This window comes from Neobacillus driksii, assembly GCF_013409995.1.
Lineage (GTDB): Bacteria > Bacillota > Bacilli > Bacillales > Cytobacillaceae > Neobacillus > Neobacillus driksii.
Window position 1 is genome coordinate 237,583 of record NZ_JACCBX010000011.1, and the last position, 16,958, is coordinate 254,540.

The following is a 16,958-nucleotide window of genomic DNA, read 5'->3' on the forward strand; positions in this document are numbered from 1 at the left end:
TATTATGCTTCTCCCTTCTTGCCAACAGGTCCATTTACATCATTTGCATTTGAACGAGTCTTGCGGAATTTATTTAATAGACGGTGAATCATTACGCTTGTAGCCGCAAAGTAGATAATAATAGCTATAATTGTATTTGCTAGTTCAGGCGGGATCTCGATCATCGCATTCATAAAGCCTGTACCTGAATAAAGAATACCAAAAAGAAGTGCTGCAAAGAATACGCCGATTGGAGAGTTTGCACCAAGTAACGCAACGGCAATGCCATCGTAACCCTGGGATGGTAAGATACCAATTTGCATGCTGGAAGCATTACCTGTGTATAATGCTACCCCGCCAAGACCTGCTAGTGCTCCTGAAATTAACATAGATAAGATAATGTTGCGATTAACTTTCATACCTGCATACTCTGCTGCATGCCGGTTGAAACCTACCGCTTTTAATTCAAAACCTAATGTTGTTTTATTTATAATAAATGCAATGATAATTACAGCAATAACCGCAAAGAACAACCCTAAGTTGATATAAGAACCTTGAAACATTTCTGTCAGCCAAGGCGTTCTCAAGGTGGACTCTTCTGCAAGTTTACGTGATTCAGTTTCAAGGAATTCACCTTTAAAATAACCTGGAACCACATAGTAAACTGTCCAATACGCAATCCAGTTCATCATAATGGTTGATACTACTTCATGCACATTGAATCTTGCTTTAAAATAGCCTGGAATAAATGCCCATAATCCTCCGCCAACGATACCAGCTAGTATCATTACTAGGATTAAAATTGGTCTTGAAAGATCAAACGTTAAAGCGACTGCAGTAGCACAAAGGCCGCCAATTAACATTTGACCCGCTGCACCAATATTAAATAGACCTGTACGGAAGGCAAAAGCGACAGCAAGTCCAGTAAAAACAAGCGGTGTTGCTGTTGCAAGCGTATCACCAATACGTGATATATTTTTTAATGCACCTTGGAATAAATACGTATAACCTTCGATTGGGCTTGCCCCTATAAATAACATTAGCAGGCCACCCGCGATTAGTCCTAAAATAATTGAAATTAATGATACAATGGTGTTTCTCACACGGTTCCCTCCTTACTCACTCCTGCCATCATCAGTCCTACTTCATTTTCATTCGTTTCAGAGGCATTAACAGTTCCAATCAACTCTCCATTATTTACGATGGCAATTCGGTCTGAAAGCTGCAGTACTTCATCAAGCTCCAATGAAACTAGAAGCACAGCCTTTCCTTTGTCACGATGTTCGATTAGTCTTCTGTGAATATATTCAATCGATCCTACATCCAATCCACGTGTAGGTTGTACGGCAATGAGTAAATCAGGATCTAATTCCATTTCACGCCCAATGATAGCCTTTTGCTGATTACCTCCAGATAGAGTCCTTGCAATAGAAGCTCCGCCTTCACCTGAACGAACGTCAAAGTTTTCTAAAATACTTTTCGCATACTTCCTTATTGCTGCGCCATTAAGTAATCCAGCCTTTGCAAACGGAGGTTTATTATAAACTTCTAACACCATGTTATTTTCTAGTGTATAATCAAGGACAAGTCCCCGTCTATGTCTATCTTCAGGGATATGGCCAATTCCGCTTTCAATTCTTTGGCGAATTGGAATATTTGTAATTTCTTTACCTTTTAATAAAATTTTCCCTGATTCAACTTTTCTAAGTCCGGTAATCGCTTCAACGATTTCTGATTGACCATTTCCTTCAACCCCGGCGATACCGACAATTTCTCCTCTTCTTACTTCAACCGAGAAGTTTTTAAGTCCTAATACTTTTCTATTGTTTTTCACCGAAATAGAATCTATTTGAAGTACTACCTCACCAGGTGTACTAGCTTTCTTATCCACTTTAAAGTTTACTTCACGTCCAACCATCATTTCTGCCATTTGTGCGGTGCTTGTTTCTTTTACGTTAACTGTTCCGATTCCTTTTCCACGTCGAATAACAGTACAACGGTCTGCAACCGCTTTAATTTCTTTCAACTTATGTGTAATAATGATAATTGATTTACCTTCATTGATAAGATTACGCATAATTTTCATTAACTCTTCAATTTCATGCGGTGTTAATACAGCTGTTGGTTCGTCAAAGATTAGAACTTCAGCTTCACGGTAAAGCATTTTCATGATTTCTACTCTTTGCTGCATTCCTACTGAGATATCTTCAATTTTTGAATGTGGATCAACGTTTAAGCCGTAGTGCTTTGATAATTCTGCTATTCTTTTAGCAGCCTTATCAATATCTAAAACCATACCTTTTAATGGTTCACTGCCTAAAATAATATTTTCAGTAACGGTAAAATTTTCTACTAATTTAAAATGCTGATGGACCATTCCAATGCCAAGCTGATTAGCAACATTGGGATTTGTAATTTTAACTTCTTTTTCCCGTATTTTAATGATCCCTTTTTCAGGTTGATACATACCAAATAATACACCCATTAGTGTTGACTTACCGGCACCGTTTTCCCCTAATAAGGCATGTATTTCCCCTTTTTTTAATGTGAGGGTAATATTATCATTTGCTACAATACCAGGGAATTCTTTCCTAATATTCAGCATTTCAACCACATAACTCATAGTAGCACTCACCTTTTTATATAGACTCGAGTTTCTTTGAAAATAGGGAGTCCCCTATTACAACATCTAAAACCGAAGGATATTGAAACGTTATATATGATTTCTCTAGTAATATGCATAGTTGCCAGAACAATCATACATAAAAGGACATAAAAGAGACGGGAGATACCGTCTCTCTTTATGATTTTTTTTACTTGAATAAGCTTCCTTGTTCAGAAGCAACTTTGATTTCGCCAGACTTAACTTTTTCAAATACTTCTTTTACTTTTGTAGTTGTATCATCGCTTAAGTTTGGATTTTCTGCTGGTAAGCCAATACCATCGTTTTTAGCATCGAATACTAATGTTTCGCCACCAGGGAAATCACCATCTAACTCACGCTGAATGATATCCAATGTAACGTTGTCTAATTTCTTCATAGCTGAAGTTAAGATAATTGATTTATCTCCATCATATTTTCCATCTTCGTACTGATCAGAGTCGACACCAACGATCCAAACTTTTTCGCCAGCTTTACCACGTGTTTTTGCTTCGTTGATTGCACCTACACCAACACCGCCAGCAGCTGTAAAGATTACATCTACACCACGGTCATACATTTGAGCAGCAATTTGTCCACCAGCAGCTACGTTATCAAATGAACCTTGATAAACTACGTTTTCAGCTTTAAGTGTTAGGCTTGTTCCTAGGTTTTCATTTGCATATTTAACACCTTGTTGGAAGCCCCAGTTAAACTTTTGAACAGCAGGAATTTCCATACCACCGATGAAACCAGCTTCACCTTCTTTTAATTCAAGGGCAGCAGCAACACCAGCTAGGAAACCTGACTCATGCTCCGCAAAGAAAACTGCAACTGTGTTGTCTTTAACAACTGGCTTAAAGTCACCTGAATGCGGGTTACCATCAAGGATTACGAATTTTGCATCTTTATATTTATCTTGCGCATGGAACACGGCAGTTTCAAACTTAAATCCAGGTGTTACGATAAACTTATAACCTGCGTCGTATAAGTTACCCATTTCTTTAAGGTATTCTGCCTCAGTTGTACCAGCTGGCTTAAGATATTTAGATTGAATTCCAAGTTCTTCCTCAGCTTTTTTAATACCTTCCCAAGTATTTTGGTTAAAGGATTTGTCATCAATTGTACCTGCATCGGTAACCATACCAATTTTAACAGCATCTTTACCATTGTCTGTACCAGTACCCTTGTCATCTCCGCCGCCACATGCTGCTAACAATGTGCCTGAAGCTAAAATCAATGACATAGCTAAGCCAAATTTACGTTTTTCCAAGGCAATTGACCCCCAATATTTTTGTTTGATTTAGTAGGAACTTTCAGAAAGCAGTTTGATTACGTTTTCATTATCTCAAAAAAAATTAAAATCTTTTTCGCAAAACTTGAAAACTAAATTTATCTGCTTTAAAGTAGTTTACCGAGAAAAGGACTGGTTCATCCAATTCATCGAAATGCATTTGCTTTAGTACAAGCAATGCCGTTTCTGGTTCACATTCTAAAATAGGTGAAATTTTCTCATGATAACCAATGGGTTCAATTTGAGCAACCGCATAAGTAATCTTTCGGTTGGCCTCTTCTTCTAAAATCGAGAAAATTGATTCCTCACCATGAGAAAATGTCTCTGGCAGGATTTTTTCAGGTACCTTGTCGATACAATAAACGACTGGTTCCCCGTTTGCTGTTCTTACCCTCTCCATGATTACAATTTCCTCATTTGTAGAACATGAGAAACGACGTATATCCTCTTCAGTAGCACCAACAGTTGATGAACTTAAGAAAATGGTGCCTGGTTTCATCCCAGCTTGTAAGATCATGTCCGTGACACTATTAAGTTGTTCAATACCTGAGGTAAACAAAGGTTTTGCGTTAACAAACGTACCGACACCATGGCGGCGAATGATAACATTTTCCTCTTCAAGTATTCGAAGTGCTTCTCGAAGCGTGGCTCTACTTACACCCAGTTGTTTGGCAAGATCAAATTCAGAAGGTAGTTTTTCTTTTTCTTTGTATACTCCTAGTTCGATATCTTGCTTTAACCGATCGATAACTTGTAAGTATAAATGTCGGTTATCTAGCTTAATAGACATGCAGGTACCTCCAACTCTTTCCTAAGACATCAGACATCTGATGTATAATCATTCCTACTAATCGAAAATAATATACCATTTTTTTAGGCATATGGAAATAGAATTTATAACTTTTGTCGAAAAAAGCAAAATTGTCGAAAGATGTCAAAATTAATAGGACTATTTACTCTGAAATCTGCTATAATTTATAGTTGTCTACAATCAATAGGTTTAATATGTAAAAAAAAGAGCCGGATGGCTCTTTTTTTAATTCACTTCTTCGTTTGGTTTTGATTGTAAAACAGTTCTAGGTTTACTGCCTTCATATGCCCCTACAATACCACGAGCTTCCATTTCATCAATTAAACGTGCAGCTCTTGTATAGCCAATTCGAAAACGGCGTTGCAGCATTGACACTGAAGCAGTTTGCATTTCAATAACTAAATCAACAGCATCGGCATATAAATCATCGTCCACTTCGCCAACTGCCTCTGGTGTATCATCTGGTATCATCTCTTCTTGATACTGTGCTTTTTGCTGTCCGATTACAAAATTAACGGTATCTTCCACCTCATTATCCGATAAAAATGCTCCCTGTACACGAACAGGTTTTGAAGCACCAACTGGCAGGAATAACATATCCCCTCTACCTAGGAGTTTTTCTGCCCCCCCCATATCCAAGATTGTCCTTGAATCGGTAGCACTCGAGACAGCAAAGGCAATTCTTGATGGGATATTTGCCTTAATAACCCCCGTTATGACATCAACAGATGGACGCTGGGTTGCTATTATTAAGTGAATTCCAGCAGCACGGGCCATTTGGGCCAATCTAGTAATCGAGTCCTCTACGTCTGAAGAAGCTACCATCATTAGGTCAGCTAGCTCGTCCACAATTACAACGATATATGGCAAAAGTGGCTGCTTGTCATTTTCCTCGATATTGTGCCTCTTAACGTGGTCATTATAGCCTTCAATATTACGTGTTCCTGTATGGGAGAAAAGATCATATCGTCTCTCCATTTCACTTACAACCTTTTTCAAAGCCTGCGATGCTTTTTTAGGTTCTGTTACCACAGGTGCTAATAAATGTGGTACACCATTATAGACATTTAACTCCACCATCTTTGGATCAATCATCATTAATTTTACTTCATGAGGCTTAGCTCTCATTAAAATGCTTGTAATAATACCATTAATACAAACACTCTTCCCGCTTCCGGTTGAACCGGCCACGAGCAAATGGGGCATTTTATTTAATTCAGCAAGTACTGCTTCCCCAGTGATATCTCTTCCAAGACCAATCAGTAGTTTTGACTCCGGTTTATTATTTTGGGTTGCTTCTAATACCTCTCTTAGGGACACCATTGCCACCTCAGAATTCGGTACTTCTATCCCAATGGCCGACTTCCCGGGAATAGGAGCTTCAATACGGATATCTTTAGCAGCAAGTGCTAAGGCGAGGTCATCACTTAGACTAACAATTTTACTAACCTTAACGCCTACATCAGGGTGCACCTCATATTTTGTAACAGCTGGTCCTAGATGGACCTGGGTTACTCGCGCTTTTACCCCAAAGCTCTGAAAAGTTCGTTCCAGTTTAGCTGCATTTGCATGGATTAATTCGTATTCTCCGCTCTGATCTGTCTTCTTCGGAAGTTTAAGGAGTCTTAAAGGTGGTAATTCATAGGCTACATTCTCAACTTCCGTGAAGGTAATCGGAGGAGTGGAATCTTCTTCTATTATCTGGTCATTCCCTTTGTTTTTGGGATCCTCTTTTCTTCGCTTAGGTTTTTGTGTTTCCTCGTCTGAATAAGCACGATCTGCAAAACTTGAGATCAGTGGCTCAGGTGTGACCACTTCATCCTGCGTGTGTTGCAGAGGAGTGATGATTTCAGGCTGTTCAGAAGCCGCACGGTTTTCCCGTTCACGCTGCTGTTGTATCCTTCTTTCTTCGCGTTTTTCTTGTTTTTTCTGCTTCCATTCTTCCATGTCCAAGTGAAAGGCACTCCATTGTCCCTTTGAAAATTCAATTAGAGCAATACCTATTTTTGCAACAAACTCACCGAATGATTTTCCTGTAAGTAAAATGAATCCAATTAATATAAAGATAAAAGCAATAATCTTGGTACCAGTTTCAGCAAAAAGATAATGAAACATAGCAAAAAGAATAGCACCTATCATTCCTCCGCCAAGGTCAATTGTACTGGTTTCTCCTTTGACTTCCATCATGAAAATCTCCCACGTGTTACTTATGACACTTGGGTTTTTAAAGTTCCCATCGTTTGTCAGTAAATGAAAAAGCGTAACATGGCTTAAAAGGAGAATGGATGAAACAATTAAATATATACCAACTAATTTAATATGAAAGATAAAGGGTATCATTCGTTTCCACATCAGATATACACTGAGGATGACGAGACCAATCAGGCTGAGCATATACCATTCACCCATCCAAAAACGGAAAAATAGTACTGCTGCCTCACCAACAGCTCCCAATTTTGCTATTGATATGATAGCCAGTGCTAATAAGACAAGCGCGGAAAGTTCAAATTGAACGGTTTGTTTTAAATGATTATCTCTCTTTTTTGATCTTCTTTTTTTCTTAGCCATCTAATCACCTGTCTATAGAAGTGTAATACTATCATTATCATCCTATCGCATTATCAAACACCGGTATAAATACAATAAGAATATAATTAAACCCAAAAGAAGAAAGCAGCCGGAATGGCTGCTTAAGCTTCTTATCCTAATTATACCATAATACCCTGCTAGTTTGCGGACAATCCTTCAATGCTGGCACAAGAAATTTTAGCACCAGGACATATACGCTCGTCTAAATAATGCTGCGGGTCACTGCTTAATATGCGAACAACCTGCACATTTTGTGAGTCCATTTGTTCGACAATTAATGATATACCTTGATAGGTTACAGTTTGTTGTTTAGTAAATGATTCCGTTTCAGGAGGATATATAAATTCCTGCGGCATCGTGGTATAAAGAATCATTGAACCAGCCCCTCTGAAGACGCTTTACTTTGATCTATTAATTCGTTTAGCTTCCTCATCGCTTGACCTAGTCCGCCAACCTCATCAATTAATCCATATTCGACTGCATCTGGACCAACGACATTTGTACCTATGTCGCGAGTCAGATTTCCCTTAGCAAACATTAAGTCTTTAAATTTCTCTTCGGTGATATTCGAGTGCTTGGTTACAAAATTAACCACTCTATCCTGCATCTTATCTAAATATTCAAATGTTGCGGGAACCCCAATTACAAGGCCCGTTAATCGGATAGGATGAATGGTCATCGTTGCTGTTTCAGCAATAAAACTGTGATCACACGAGACGGCTATTGGCACTCCAATGGAATGCCCTCCTCCTAAGACAATCGAAACAGTTGGTTTTGAGAGTGTAGCCAGCATTTCAGAAATGGCAAGCCCTGCTTCTACATCTCCTCCTACTGTATTTAATATAATAAGTACTCCTTCTATTTTTGGATTTTGTTCAATCGCTACTAATTGAGGAATCAAGTGTTCATATTTTGTAGTTTTATTTTGTGGAGGCAGTGCTAAATGACCCTCAATTTGTCCGATAATTGTTAAGCAATGAATTCTTGAATCGGAGGATAGCTGTGGTACATTCGTTTGCCCAAGCTGTTGAATTTTTTCCATTAAAGAAGAAGGCTTATCCTCTTTTTGAGGTTCCTGCCCTTCTTGATTACCCGATTCGTTTTGTTGTAAATCCCTTGTCATCATAAGTCTCCCTTCACGCATGATAACGTTAGTATTAACCTATGAAACAATTTCATTCTTAGATATCAAGAATCATTTCAACTTGTCCGTTGATTGGAACGAAGACCAACTTTTTGCCAATAAAGAAAAGCATTGGTTTTTTCCAATGCCTCCCTTCTAATTAAACTTCCATAATAATAGGAAGAATCATCGGTCTTCTTTTGGTTTTTTCAAATAAGTATCGGTTTAATACATCTCTTATGTCCTGCTTCGCACTTGACCATTCAAAAGACTCCTTTGAGATGTTCTTTTGGACGATGTCTTGAACTAATTTAGTTGATTCATCCATTAACTTTTCAGATTCGCGAACATAGACAAAACCACGAGAGATAATTTCAGGTCCAGCAGCGATTTTCTTATCCTGGCGTGTTAATGTGACGACTACAATTAAGATACCATCTTGAGATAGTAGTCGTCGGTCTCGTAATACGATATTTCCAACATCACCGACACCAATACCGTCAATTAATACATTTCCGGATGGTACCTTACCACCTATAGTCAGCTTTCCATCCTTATATTCTACGATATCGCCACGATCGGGAATAATAATATTTTCATCTATAATTCCACCACAATCAAGGGCTAGTTTCCTATGCGCCTTTAACATTCTATATTCCCCATGCACAGGGATAAAAAACTTTGGTTTCATTAGATTGATCATAAATTTTAGTTCTTCTTGGCTGCCGTGACTAGAGACATGTATGGTCCTTTTTCCTGAAATAACATTGGCTCCTGCTCTAAAAAGCATATCCACTGTTCTGGATATTAATAATTCACTGCCTCTAAGTGGGGAAGCGGCAATTAATACGGTATCTCCTGGCTGAATATTAACATGTTTCGCAGATTGTTTAGCCATTTTTTGGAGCGCCTCAATTGGCTCACCTTGACTGCCTGTCATTAAAACTACTATTTCTCTATCTTCGTAGTTGTTTATTTCATTCACCGAGATAATAAGATCTTCTTCTACTTCCAAGTAACCTAAATCTAGTGCGATATGATAAATTCTTTCAAGACTTTTTCCCACAACAGCTACTTTACGACCATTATCCCTTGCAGCATCAAAAATATGCTGAATTCTGTTTATGTCTGACGCAAAGCAAGCCGCAATAATTCTGCCTCGAGTATTATAGAATGCTGAAGATAATTCTCGTTCGACGATGGCTTCAGATGTAGTGTATCCGGGCTTTTCTGCATTTGTACTGTCCGAGAGTAAACATAGTACACCCTTTTCTCCAATAGCTGCCATCTTTCCAATATCAGGTTTATAAAGCTTTGTTGCTGCCTGATCAAATTTGAAATCACCTGTATAAACAATACTGCCCTCTGATGTTTGGACACAAACACCAACTGAGTCCGGAATACTGTGATTTGTTCGAAAGAAACTTACCTCAACGGATTCCATGTTGATAACTGAATCCGATGTTATTTCAATAAAATTAGTTTTCCCGCTATATTCCTGCTCTTTTAGCTTCGCGTTTGCAAGAGCTAAAGTAAGTTTAGTTCCATAAACAGGTACGTCCAGCTGGCGGAGAAGATAGGAAAGAGCACCGATATGATCTTCATGACCGTGTGTTAAGAAAACAGCCTTAACCCTTTCTTTGTTTTCCGTTAAATAAGTGATGTCTGGAATAACGATATCAATGCCAAGCATTTCATCCTCGGGGAACATTAGCCCGGCATCAATAATAAAGATGTCCTTGTCCACTTCAACAAGATACATATTTTTCCCGATTTCTCCAATACCACCAAGCGTAATAATCTTAATGGAACTATTTTTTCTATTTATCAATTTCCGTTTCCTCCTATGTTGATTGTCTAGCTCAAGCACTCTTTCACTAGAGGTCTTCGACATTTCAAAATTGCCCGATCGAAATCAGTTATGATTATTATACTTGATAGTTGAAAACCTTTACAACCAAATTTAGTTGTTTTTACTATCTATGGTTATTTAGTTAGACGTTTTGCACATTTACTCGTATAAAATTACAAATGCCAACCGAAAAAAATTCGATTGGCATTTATATTATTATAACAATAATTTACTTAAGGCAGCTCGTTCTCTTTCCGTTAATGGTACAAGAGGCAGCCTTACTGATCCAACATCAAGCCCTTTAATTTGAAGTGCTGTTTTAACTGGCGCAGGGCTGGGAGCAGCAAAAAGCCCCTGCATAATTGGGAGAAGCTTTTGGTGTAGTTTTGCCGCTTTTTCATGTTCCCCATTTAAGAACGACTTCACCATTTCTTGCATTTCATTCCCAATCACATGTGAGGCTACGGAAACCACCCCAGCCCCGCCAATGGAAAGTGTCGGTATGGCTATAGCGTCATCGCCACTATACAAATCGAAGTCACGATCCGTATTTGCAATAATATTTGTCATCGCATTTAAATCGCCGCTTGCTTCCTTAACCGCTACAATATTCGGTATTTTTGACAGCCTTATAATCGTTTCAGGATGTATATTTACGGATGCCCTTGATGGTATATTATAAACCATTACTGGCAAAGTAGTGGCTTCGGCAATCGTTTTAAAGTGCTGGTACAATCCCTCTTGATTCGGTTTATTATAGTAAGGTGCTACTAACATGATCCCATCCACGCCAAGCTGCTCTGCTCTTCTCGTCAATTCCACCGAAGAGTAGGTATTATTACTGCCTGTGCCAGCAATTACAGGTATTCTTTTTGCAACTACCTTTACAACATGATCAAATAATGCCAGCTTTTCTTCCTTCGACAAGGTTGGAGATTCACCTGTTGTTCCTGCAACCACAAGAGATTCTGTCCCATTATCTATTAGGTAATTTACCAATTGGGTGGTTTTAGAAAAATCGATATGACCTTTTTTATCAAAAGGTGTGACCATGGCTGTCGAAACTCGACCAAAATGAACCATTTTACTACTCCTTTCAATTACGAAAATCCCGTTGCAACAAAGGCATAAAAGGATTAGACTGCCTTTTGTCGTCTAATACATTAGATATCCGTAAGCTTTATATCCAGGGTTTCTTCTTCTAGATGAAAGGCGTCATGTAATGCATTAACTGATTTAGCCAAGTCGTCTTGTTTCACTAGTACCCAAATCGTAGTGTGACTATCAGCGGATTGTAATATGCGAATTCCGTTCTCAGAAAGAGCTGTAACAATTCTTGAAGTAACACCCGGAACACCGGCAATACCTGCTCCCACGACAGAAACCTTTGCACAATGACGTTCTATAACAGGGTCATGTCCTATTTCCTTTAACACCCTAATTGCCCTGTCCGTCATTTCCTCCGTAACTGTATAAACAACAGCATTGGGTGAAATGTTTATGAAATCTACACTAATTTGTTCATTTGCCATTGCTTTAAAAACTTCGGCTTGTAAGTAGTACTGATCTTTTTTAGCAAATACCTTGAATTGAGTCACATTCGAAACATGTGCTATTCCCGTAACAGTTCTCTCTTTAATATCACTGCCTCGAGACTCTTTTGAGATGGATGTCACCAATGTTCCTAAATCATCGGAATAGGTAGAGCGGATTCGAATTGGAACTTTTGCCTGCATGGCTATTTCTACAGCTCTTGGGTGAATAACCTTCGCCCCCTGATAGGCCATGTTACAAACTTCTGTATAGGTGACAACAGAAAGTCGCCTAGCGTTATCAGCTATCCTTGGGTCTGCGGTCATGATTCCTTCCACGTCAGTAAAAATATCAATCCATTCAGCATTAAGAGCTGCTCCTAATGCTGCTGCAGATGTATCACTGCCACCTCGTCCAATTGTTGTAACGTCACCGTTCTTTGCAGCACCTTGAAAACCAGCAACCACAACCACATCATGGTCTTCTAAATCTCGCAGCAGTCGGTCACATTTCATTTCAACTATCTTTGCCTGTGAATGATCGCTGTTTGTTCGAAATCCTGCTTGAGCCCCGGTCAAAGCAATCGCATTTATGCCATTTTCTTGCAGCATATTTGCAAAAACAATGCTAGAAATAATTTCACCACATGATACTAGAAGATCTTGTTCACGTTTACTGACCTTACTTTCATTACTCCCAATTAAAGAGAGAAGTGTATCTGTTGCATAGGGATCACCCTTTCTTCCCATTGCAGATACTACAACTACTACCTTATATCCTTCGGCTAATGCATTATTGATATGTCTCTTTGCATGTTGCCTGCTTTCTTCATCCTTCACAGATGTTCCGCCAAATTTTTGTACTATGATTTTCATATAACCTTTAAACCTGCCTTTATAATCAAGCCTTTATTTTTTTTCTTTGATTAAACCCAGCTTTATCAAGCTCTCAGCAATTTGAACTGAATTCCAGGCAGCACCTTTGAGTAAATTGTCAGAAACAACCCACATATGGAAACCACGACCTTCATTAAGGTCGTTACGAATTCGACCTACAAACACATCATTACTTCCTACACAATTCGCAGGCATTGGATATAACTGATTCTCTGGGTCATCTTGTAACACCACGCCTGGAGCTGTCTTTAATAACTCTTTTATTTCATTTGCACTTATACCATCTTCTTCAATTTCAAAATAAACAGATTCCGAGTGACCTACTGCTACAGGTAAACGTACACAAGTCGCAGCTACATGCAGCTCTGGCAGATGCATGATTTTCTTTGTTTCATTAATCATTTTCATTTCTTCATAGGTATAACCGTTATCTTGGAACTTATCGATTTGTGGTATCGCATTAAAGGCGATTTGATAGTGGTTCTTGTCACCTTTTACAGGTAAAATCTTTGGCTCTACTGTTTCACCATTAATAATAGCCTTTGTTTGATTCTGTAATTCTTCAATTGCCACAGCTCCTGCACCAGAAACTGCCTGATACGTCGAAACAATAACCTTCTTAAGTCCAAATTTTTGCCTAATTGGTTCTAACGCTACTACCATTTGAATAGTAGAACAATTTGGGTTAGCAATAATACCATTATGTTGGTGTAAATCTTGTTCATTTACCTCAGGCACAACTAACGGAATATCTTGATCCATTCTAAAGGCACTTGTGTTGTCCACTACAATAGCCCCGTGTTTTACTGCTTCAGGAGCAAGCTCTTTGGAGATATTTCCTCCAGCTGAGAACAAAGCGATATCGACACCTGCAAAGCTTTCTGGTTTAGCTTCCTGAACCGTATGCTCAACACCATCAACCGTCACTTTCTTACCTGCTGAACGTGCAGAGGATAATAGAGTTAGCTGTCTAATTGGAAATTTTTCTTTCACTAACGTTTGGATCATTTGCTGACCCACCGCGCCTGTTGCACCTACTACGGCAACATGGTAACCATTACTTTGATTCATTTTCTAGTACCCCTTTCAATCTTTCATCTATGATTATTGGTCATTTCTGTTCATGGGAAAGAATCAGAAAAGATTATTATACATTCTCATCAGTGAGATGATTGTCTCACTGATGATTGAATTATAAATATATTACCATATTCCTTGAAAGAAATAACCATATTTGATGAAAGGAGTGTGAATTAGTCTATGTCCTTATATCTTTCGACTAATACTGGTTGAATTTGACGGCCTTCTATGGCTGCTTCTACTGTTTGCATTAACATAGGCATCCTTGCTACCATAGAATTCGGCTTCTTGATTGGATCGTCTTGACCATATGGGATAAAATAGATATTTTTTGTTGCCATTAATCGCATTAAGTTAACTCCATTTAGTCCTAAAGCATCATTGGTTGAAATTCCAAGAACGACTGGTTTTAAATTTCTTAACGTCGCTTTTGCAGCCATTAAAACTGGGCTATCATTCATCGCGTTTGCGAATTTGCTCATTGATACACCTGTCATCGGGGCAATAACCATACAATCTAAAGGAATTTTTGGTCCCAAGGGCTCTGCTTTCACGATTGAATCTATCGCTCTGTTTCCTGTTAGATCCTCGATCCTCTGAATCCAGTCCTCGCCTTTACCAAAACGAGTTTCGGTATTTTTCACTGTAAAGGTTACAACTGGCAAAACTTCAGCACCAGCTTGAACTAACTTTTCAATTTCCGGGAATACCGCGTCATACGTGCAGTGAGACCCCGTTAACCCAAAGCCTATTTTTTTCCCTTTTAAACTCATTTTATTATCCCCTTTCGCTTGCCTAAATCATCTTGAAGCAATTGGGCCAGAACATTTGCTAGTATTTGACCAGCTGTTTTTGGCGCGACAATACCAGGTAATCCTGGTGCAAGAAGTGCTTTTATTCCTCTTTTTTCTGCATATCTAAAATCAGTTCCACCTGGCTTTGAGGCTAGATCAATGATCAGAGTATGAGCAGGCATTTTGGAAATAACAGAAGCACTTACAATTAGTAACGGTATTGTATTAATTAAAATATCTGTATCTTTAACCTCTTTTTCTAAATCATTTAAATGAAAAGGCGTTAAAGCCATTTCCGTAATTCTGGCAAGGTGTTCACTTTTCCTTGCTCCTACCTTCACTTTAGCTCCTAGGGCTTGGAAGGTTCTAGCCACACTCATCCCAACTCTTCCTAACCCTAATACCGTAATATTTGAACCATGAATCGTGAAATCGGTATGCTGGATGGCCATCATAATGGTTCCTTCTACTGTCGGAATAGAATTGTATATAGCCACATCATCCCTCTCAAAAAGCTGTACAAGCTGACGCTTTGCTTCTTTGGTAATCCCGTTTAAATAAGCATTACTAATTCCGGAGTAAATGGTACAATGATCAGGTGTTTTCATAAGCATTTCGGCTGTCAAAATTACCTTTTCATTCGAAAAGATTGTTTCGACATGGCCTTCTAAATTTGTACCGGGTACCGGTAAGATTAGGGCATCCATATTTGAAAAATCGACTTCATCCAACTTTTCCTTCACAGCGCCTGTGAACGCGTGGTCAAGCTGCTCGAAACCAATTAATGATAATCTGGCATCTAACTCGGTTAACTTCCGGATAATCTCCAGCTGTCTTGCATCTCCACCGATCACTGCTATCTGCATCCCTGTCAGCATGAAATCATTCACCTTCTTTTCAAAAAAATCCAAGCAGGAAGTCTTTTTTACTCTTATCACTTCAACATCTTATGTAAGAATGAATCAATCTGTGAGTTTTCCATTCACAGTTAAATAAAAAAGCCCAAGCAAAATTTATTTTGCTTGGGCTTTTAGGCTATTTGTATTTTTTCTTCTACTATTCATCATGTACATCAATTATGATCATATCAGAGCCGATTTTTTTTATATGCTGCCAAGGAACTCTAATTTCTCCACCTTGTTTTCTAAAGCCAAACCATTTTAATGAAGATGGAATCAGCAATGCTTGAATTTGACCAGTATTTTCATTGATTTCAAGATCTGTTTGACCAAGAACCCCCAAACGCTCTGCCTTTTTTACATCCACAATTTCTTTTCCACTTAATTCACTTAACCTCATGTGAATAAACTCCTCTCTAAACCATCTTTACTATATGTTTATCGATGGAAGTCCTAATTTAGAATAAGAAAAGTGGAAGCGCCTGGGCGTTGAAATTAGACACTAACAAAAAAAAACAGTTCAGGTGAACTGTCAGGCTGTCGAGAAAATCTCGACAGCTATTATTTTTCGTAATTACTTTAATGATTCACCGCGTTAATATGTTATAATATATATAAATAATAGGACGGTGGATAGAATGTATAAGCCAAAAAGAGAAATTCAAAACGAAGCTGAATTTGTTTTTATTGATGATTTAGTACCGCAAGATCACCTATTAAGAAAGGTGGACAAGTATATTGATTTTTCTTTTATTGGTGAAAAGGTCCGTCCTTTTTATTCAGAAAATAACGGGCGTCCTTCGGACCCTATACAGCTCTTTAAGATGATGTTTATCGGATATTTTTATGGCATTCGTTCTGAACGACAATTAGAGCGTGAAATTCAGACGAATGTGGCCTATCGATGGTTCTTAGGATTAAAGCTAAACGATCCAGTTCCCCATCATTCCACTATTAGTTGGAATCGGCGGACCCGTTTTAAAGATACAAATATATTTCAGGAAATTTTTGATGAGATTGTCTTTAAAGCAATTAACCATAAGATGGTTGGAGGAAGAGTTTTATTTTCCGATTCCACACACCTTAAAGCGAATGCAAATAAACATAAATTCTCTAGAGTTGAAGTGGAAGTTGAAACACGTGAATATGTAGTAGATTTAAACAAAGCTATTGAGGAAGACAGGAGAGATCATGGAAAAAAGCCTTTAAAGGAAAAAGAGGAGGTGACCGAGAAAAAGGAAATACGACTGAGCACGACTGATCCTGAATGTGGGTTTATGTCACGAGAGAATAAACAGGAAATGTTCTGTTATCTTGATCATCGGACTACCGACATGAAGTTCAACATCATAACGGATGCGTATGTTACACCAGGAAATGTTCACGATTCTGTCCCTTATCTTTCTCGGTTAGACCGTCAGGTCGAACGTTTTGGATTTAAAGTAGAAGCTGTGGCACTTGATTCGG

General features: G+C 38.5%; 15 protein-coding genes. 1 reads left to right on the forward strand and 14 read right to left on the reverse strand.

Annotated elements, in window-relative coordinates:
* Positions 1-2: 2 nt before the first annotated feature.
* From F4694_RS23425 to F4694_RS23490, 14 genes are all read right to left on the reverse strand, one after another.
* Positions 3-1,082 (reverse strand): ABC transporter permease, encoded by a 1,080-nt coding sequence (locus tag F4694_RS23425; RefSeq protein ID WP_179602320.1) that lies wholly within the window; start codon positions 1,080-1,082, stop codon positions 3-5.
* Positions 1,079-2,602 carry an ABC transporter ATP-binding protein gene (locus tag F4694_RS23430; RefSeq protein ID WP_179602321.1) on the reverse strand — a complete coding sequence of 508 codons (1,524 nt, stop codon included), beginning with the start codon at positions 2,600-2,602 and terminating at the stop codon, positions 1,079-1,081. The genes F4694_RS23425 and F4694_RS23430 overlap by 4 nt, the downstream gene beginning before the upstream one ends.
* A 190-nt stretch (positions 2,603-2,792) precedes the next feature.
* The gene (locus F4694_RS23435; RefSeq protein ID WP_179602349.1) at positions 2,793-3,866 is read right to left on the reverse strand and encodes a BMP family lipoprotein; all 1,074 of its coding nucleotides are present in this window, start codon (positions 3,864-3,866) and stop codon (positions 2,793-2,795) included.
* 112 nt (positions 3,867-3,978) lie between these two features.
* Positions 3,979-4,704, reverse strand: coding sequence for a GntR family transcriptional regulator (locus tag F4694_RS23440; RefSeq protein ID WP_179602322.1), 726 nt, complete (start codon positions 4,702-4,704; stop codon positions 3,979-3,981).
* 246 nt (positions 4,705-4,950) lie between these two features.
* On the reverse strand, positions 4,951-7,293 hold the full coding sequence (locus F4694_RS23445) for a DNA translocase FtsK (RefSeq protein ID WP_179602323.1): 2,343 nt from the start codon (positions 7,291-7,293) through the stop codon (positions 4,951-4,953).
* 158 nt (positions 7,294-7,451) lie between these two features.
* Positions 7,452-7,688: a YlzJ-like family protein gene (locus F4694_RS23450; RefSeq protein ID WP_179602324.1), complete on the reverse strand. Its 237-nt coding sequence runs from the start codon at positions 7,686-7,688 to the stop codon at positions 7,452-7,454.
* Positions 7,685-8,437, reverse strand: coding sequence for a ClpP family protease (locus F4694_RS23455; protein ID WP_179602325.1), 753 nt, complete (start codon positions 8,435-8,437; stop codon positions 7,685-7,687). The genes F4694_RS23450 and F4694_RS23455 overlap by 4 nt, the downstream gene beginning before the upstream one ends.
* A gap of 160 nt (positions 8,438-8,597) precedes the next feature.
* Entirely contained in the window at positions 8,598-10,268 is a 1,671-nt protein-coding gene (locus F4694_RS23460; RefSeq protein WP_179602326.1) for a ribonuclease J, read from the reverse strand.
* 237 nt (positions 10,269-10,505) lie between these two features.
* Positions 10,506-11,372, reverse strand: coding sequence for a 4-hydroxy-tetrahydrodipicolinate synthase (gene dapA / locus F4694_RS23465; protein WP_179602327.1), 867 nt, complete (start codon positions 11,370-11,372; stop codon positions 10,506-10,508).
* An 80-nt stretch (positions 11,373-11,452) separates the two neighbouring features.
* Complete coding sequence (gene dapG / locus F4694_RS23470) at positions 11,453-12,697, reverse strand: aspartate kinase (protein ID WP_179602328.1); 1,245 nt, start codon at positions 12,695-12,697, stop codon at positions 11,453-11,455.
* A gap of 33 nt (positions 12,698-12,730) precedes the next feature.
* On the reverse strand, positions 12,731-13,789 hold the full coding sequence (asd, locus tag F4694_RS23475; RefSeq protein WP_179602329.1) for an aspartate-semialdehyde dehydrogenase: 1,059 nt from the start codon (positions 13,787-13,789) through the stop codon (positions 12,731-12,733).
* A gap of 182 nt (positions 13,790-13,971) precedes the next feature.
* The gene (dpaB, locus tag F4694_RS23480; RefSeq protein ID WP_179602330.1) at positions 13,972-14,571 is read right to left on the reverse strand and encodes a dipicolinate synthase subunit B; all 600 of its coding nucleotides are present in this window, start codon (positions 14,569-14,571) and stop codon (positions 13,972-13,974) included.
* Positions 14,568-15,470 carry a dipicolinic acid synthetase subunit A gene (gene dpaA / locus F4694_RS23485; RefSeq protein WP_179602331.1) on the reverse strand — a complete coding sequence of 301 codons (903 nt, stop codon included), beginning with the start codon at positions 15,468-15,470 and terminating at the stop codon, positions 14,568-14,570. The genes dpaB and dpaA overlap by 4 nt, the downstream gene beginning before the upstream one ends.
* A gap of 178 nt (positions 15,471-15,648) precedes the next feature.
* Entirely contained in the window at positions 15,649-15,891 is a 243-nt protein-coding gene (locus F4694_RS23490) for a YlmC/YmxH family sporulation protein (RefSeq protein ID WP_179602332.1), read from the reverse strand.
* A 238-nt stretch (positions 15,892-16,129) separates the two neighbouring features.
* Here F4694_RS23490 and F4694_RS23495 point away from each other — a divergent pair.
* Positions 16,130-16,958, forward strand: an 829-nt coding sequence (locus F4694_RS23495) for a transposase (protein ID WP_179602333.1), incomplete at its 3' end; no start/stop codon positions are given.

Coding starts and splice junctions, on each gene's coding strand:
- F4694_RS23435 (WP_179602349.1), bottom strand. CDS start 3,866: ATGTCATTGATTTTAGCTTCAGGCACATTGTTAGCAGCATGTGGCGGC.
- F4694_RS23440 (WP_179602322.1), bottom strand. CDS start 4,704: ATGTCTATTAAGCTAGATAACCGACATTTATACTTACAAGTTATCGAT.
- dapG (WP_179602328.1), bottom strand. CDS start 12,697: ATGAAAATCATAGTACAAAAATTTGGCGGAACATCTGTGAAGGATGAA.
- F4694_RS23490 (WP_179602332.1), bottom strand. CDS start 15,891: ATGAGGTTAAGTGAATTAAGTGGAAAAGAAATTGTGGATGTAAAAAAG.
- F4694_RS23450 (WP_179602324.1), bottom strand. CDS start 7,688: ATGATTCTTTATACCACGATGCCGCAGGAATTTATATATCCTCCTGAA.
- dpaB (WP_179602330.1), bottom strand. CDS start 14,571: ATGAGTTTAAAAGGGAAAAAAATAGGCTTTGGGTTAACGGGGTCTCAC.
- F4694_RS23445 (WP_179602323.1), bottom strand. CDS start 7,293: ATGGCTAAGAAAAAAAGAAGATCAAAAAAGAGAGATAATCATTTAAAA.
- dapA (WP_179602327.1), bottom strand. CDS start 11,372: ATGGTTCATTTTGGTCGAGTTTCGACAGCCATGGTCACACCTTTTGAT.
- F4694_RS23430 (WP_179602321.1), bottom strand. CDS start 2,602: ATGAGTTATGTGGTTGAAATGCTGAATATTAGGAAAGAATTCCCTGGT.
- asd (WP_179602329.1), bottom strand. CDS start 13,789: ATGAATCAAAGTAATGGTTACCATGTTGCCGTAGTAGGTGCAACAGGC.
- F4694_RS23455 (WP_179602325.1), bottom strand. CDS start 8,437: ATGACAAGGGATTTACAACAAAACGAATCGGGTAATCAAGAAGGGCAG.
- dpaA (WP_179602331.1), bottom strand. CDS start 15,470: ATGCTGACAGGGATGCAGATAGCAGTGATCGGTGGAGATGCAAGACAG.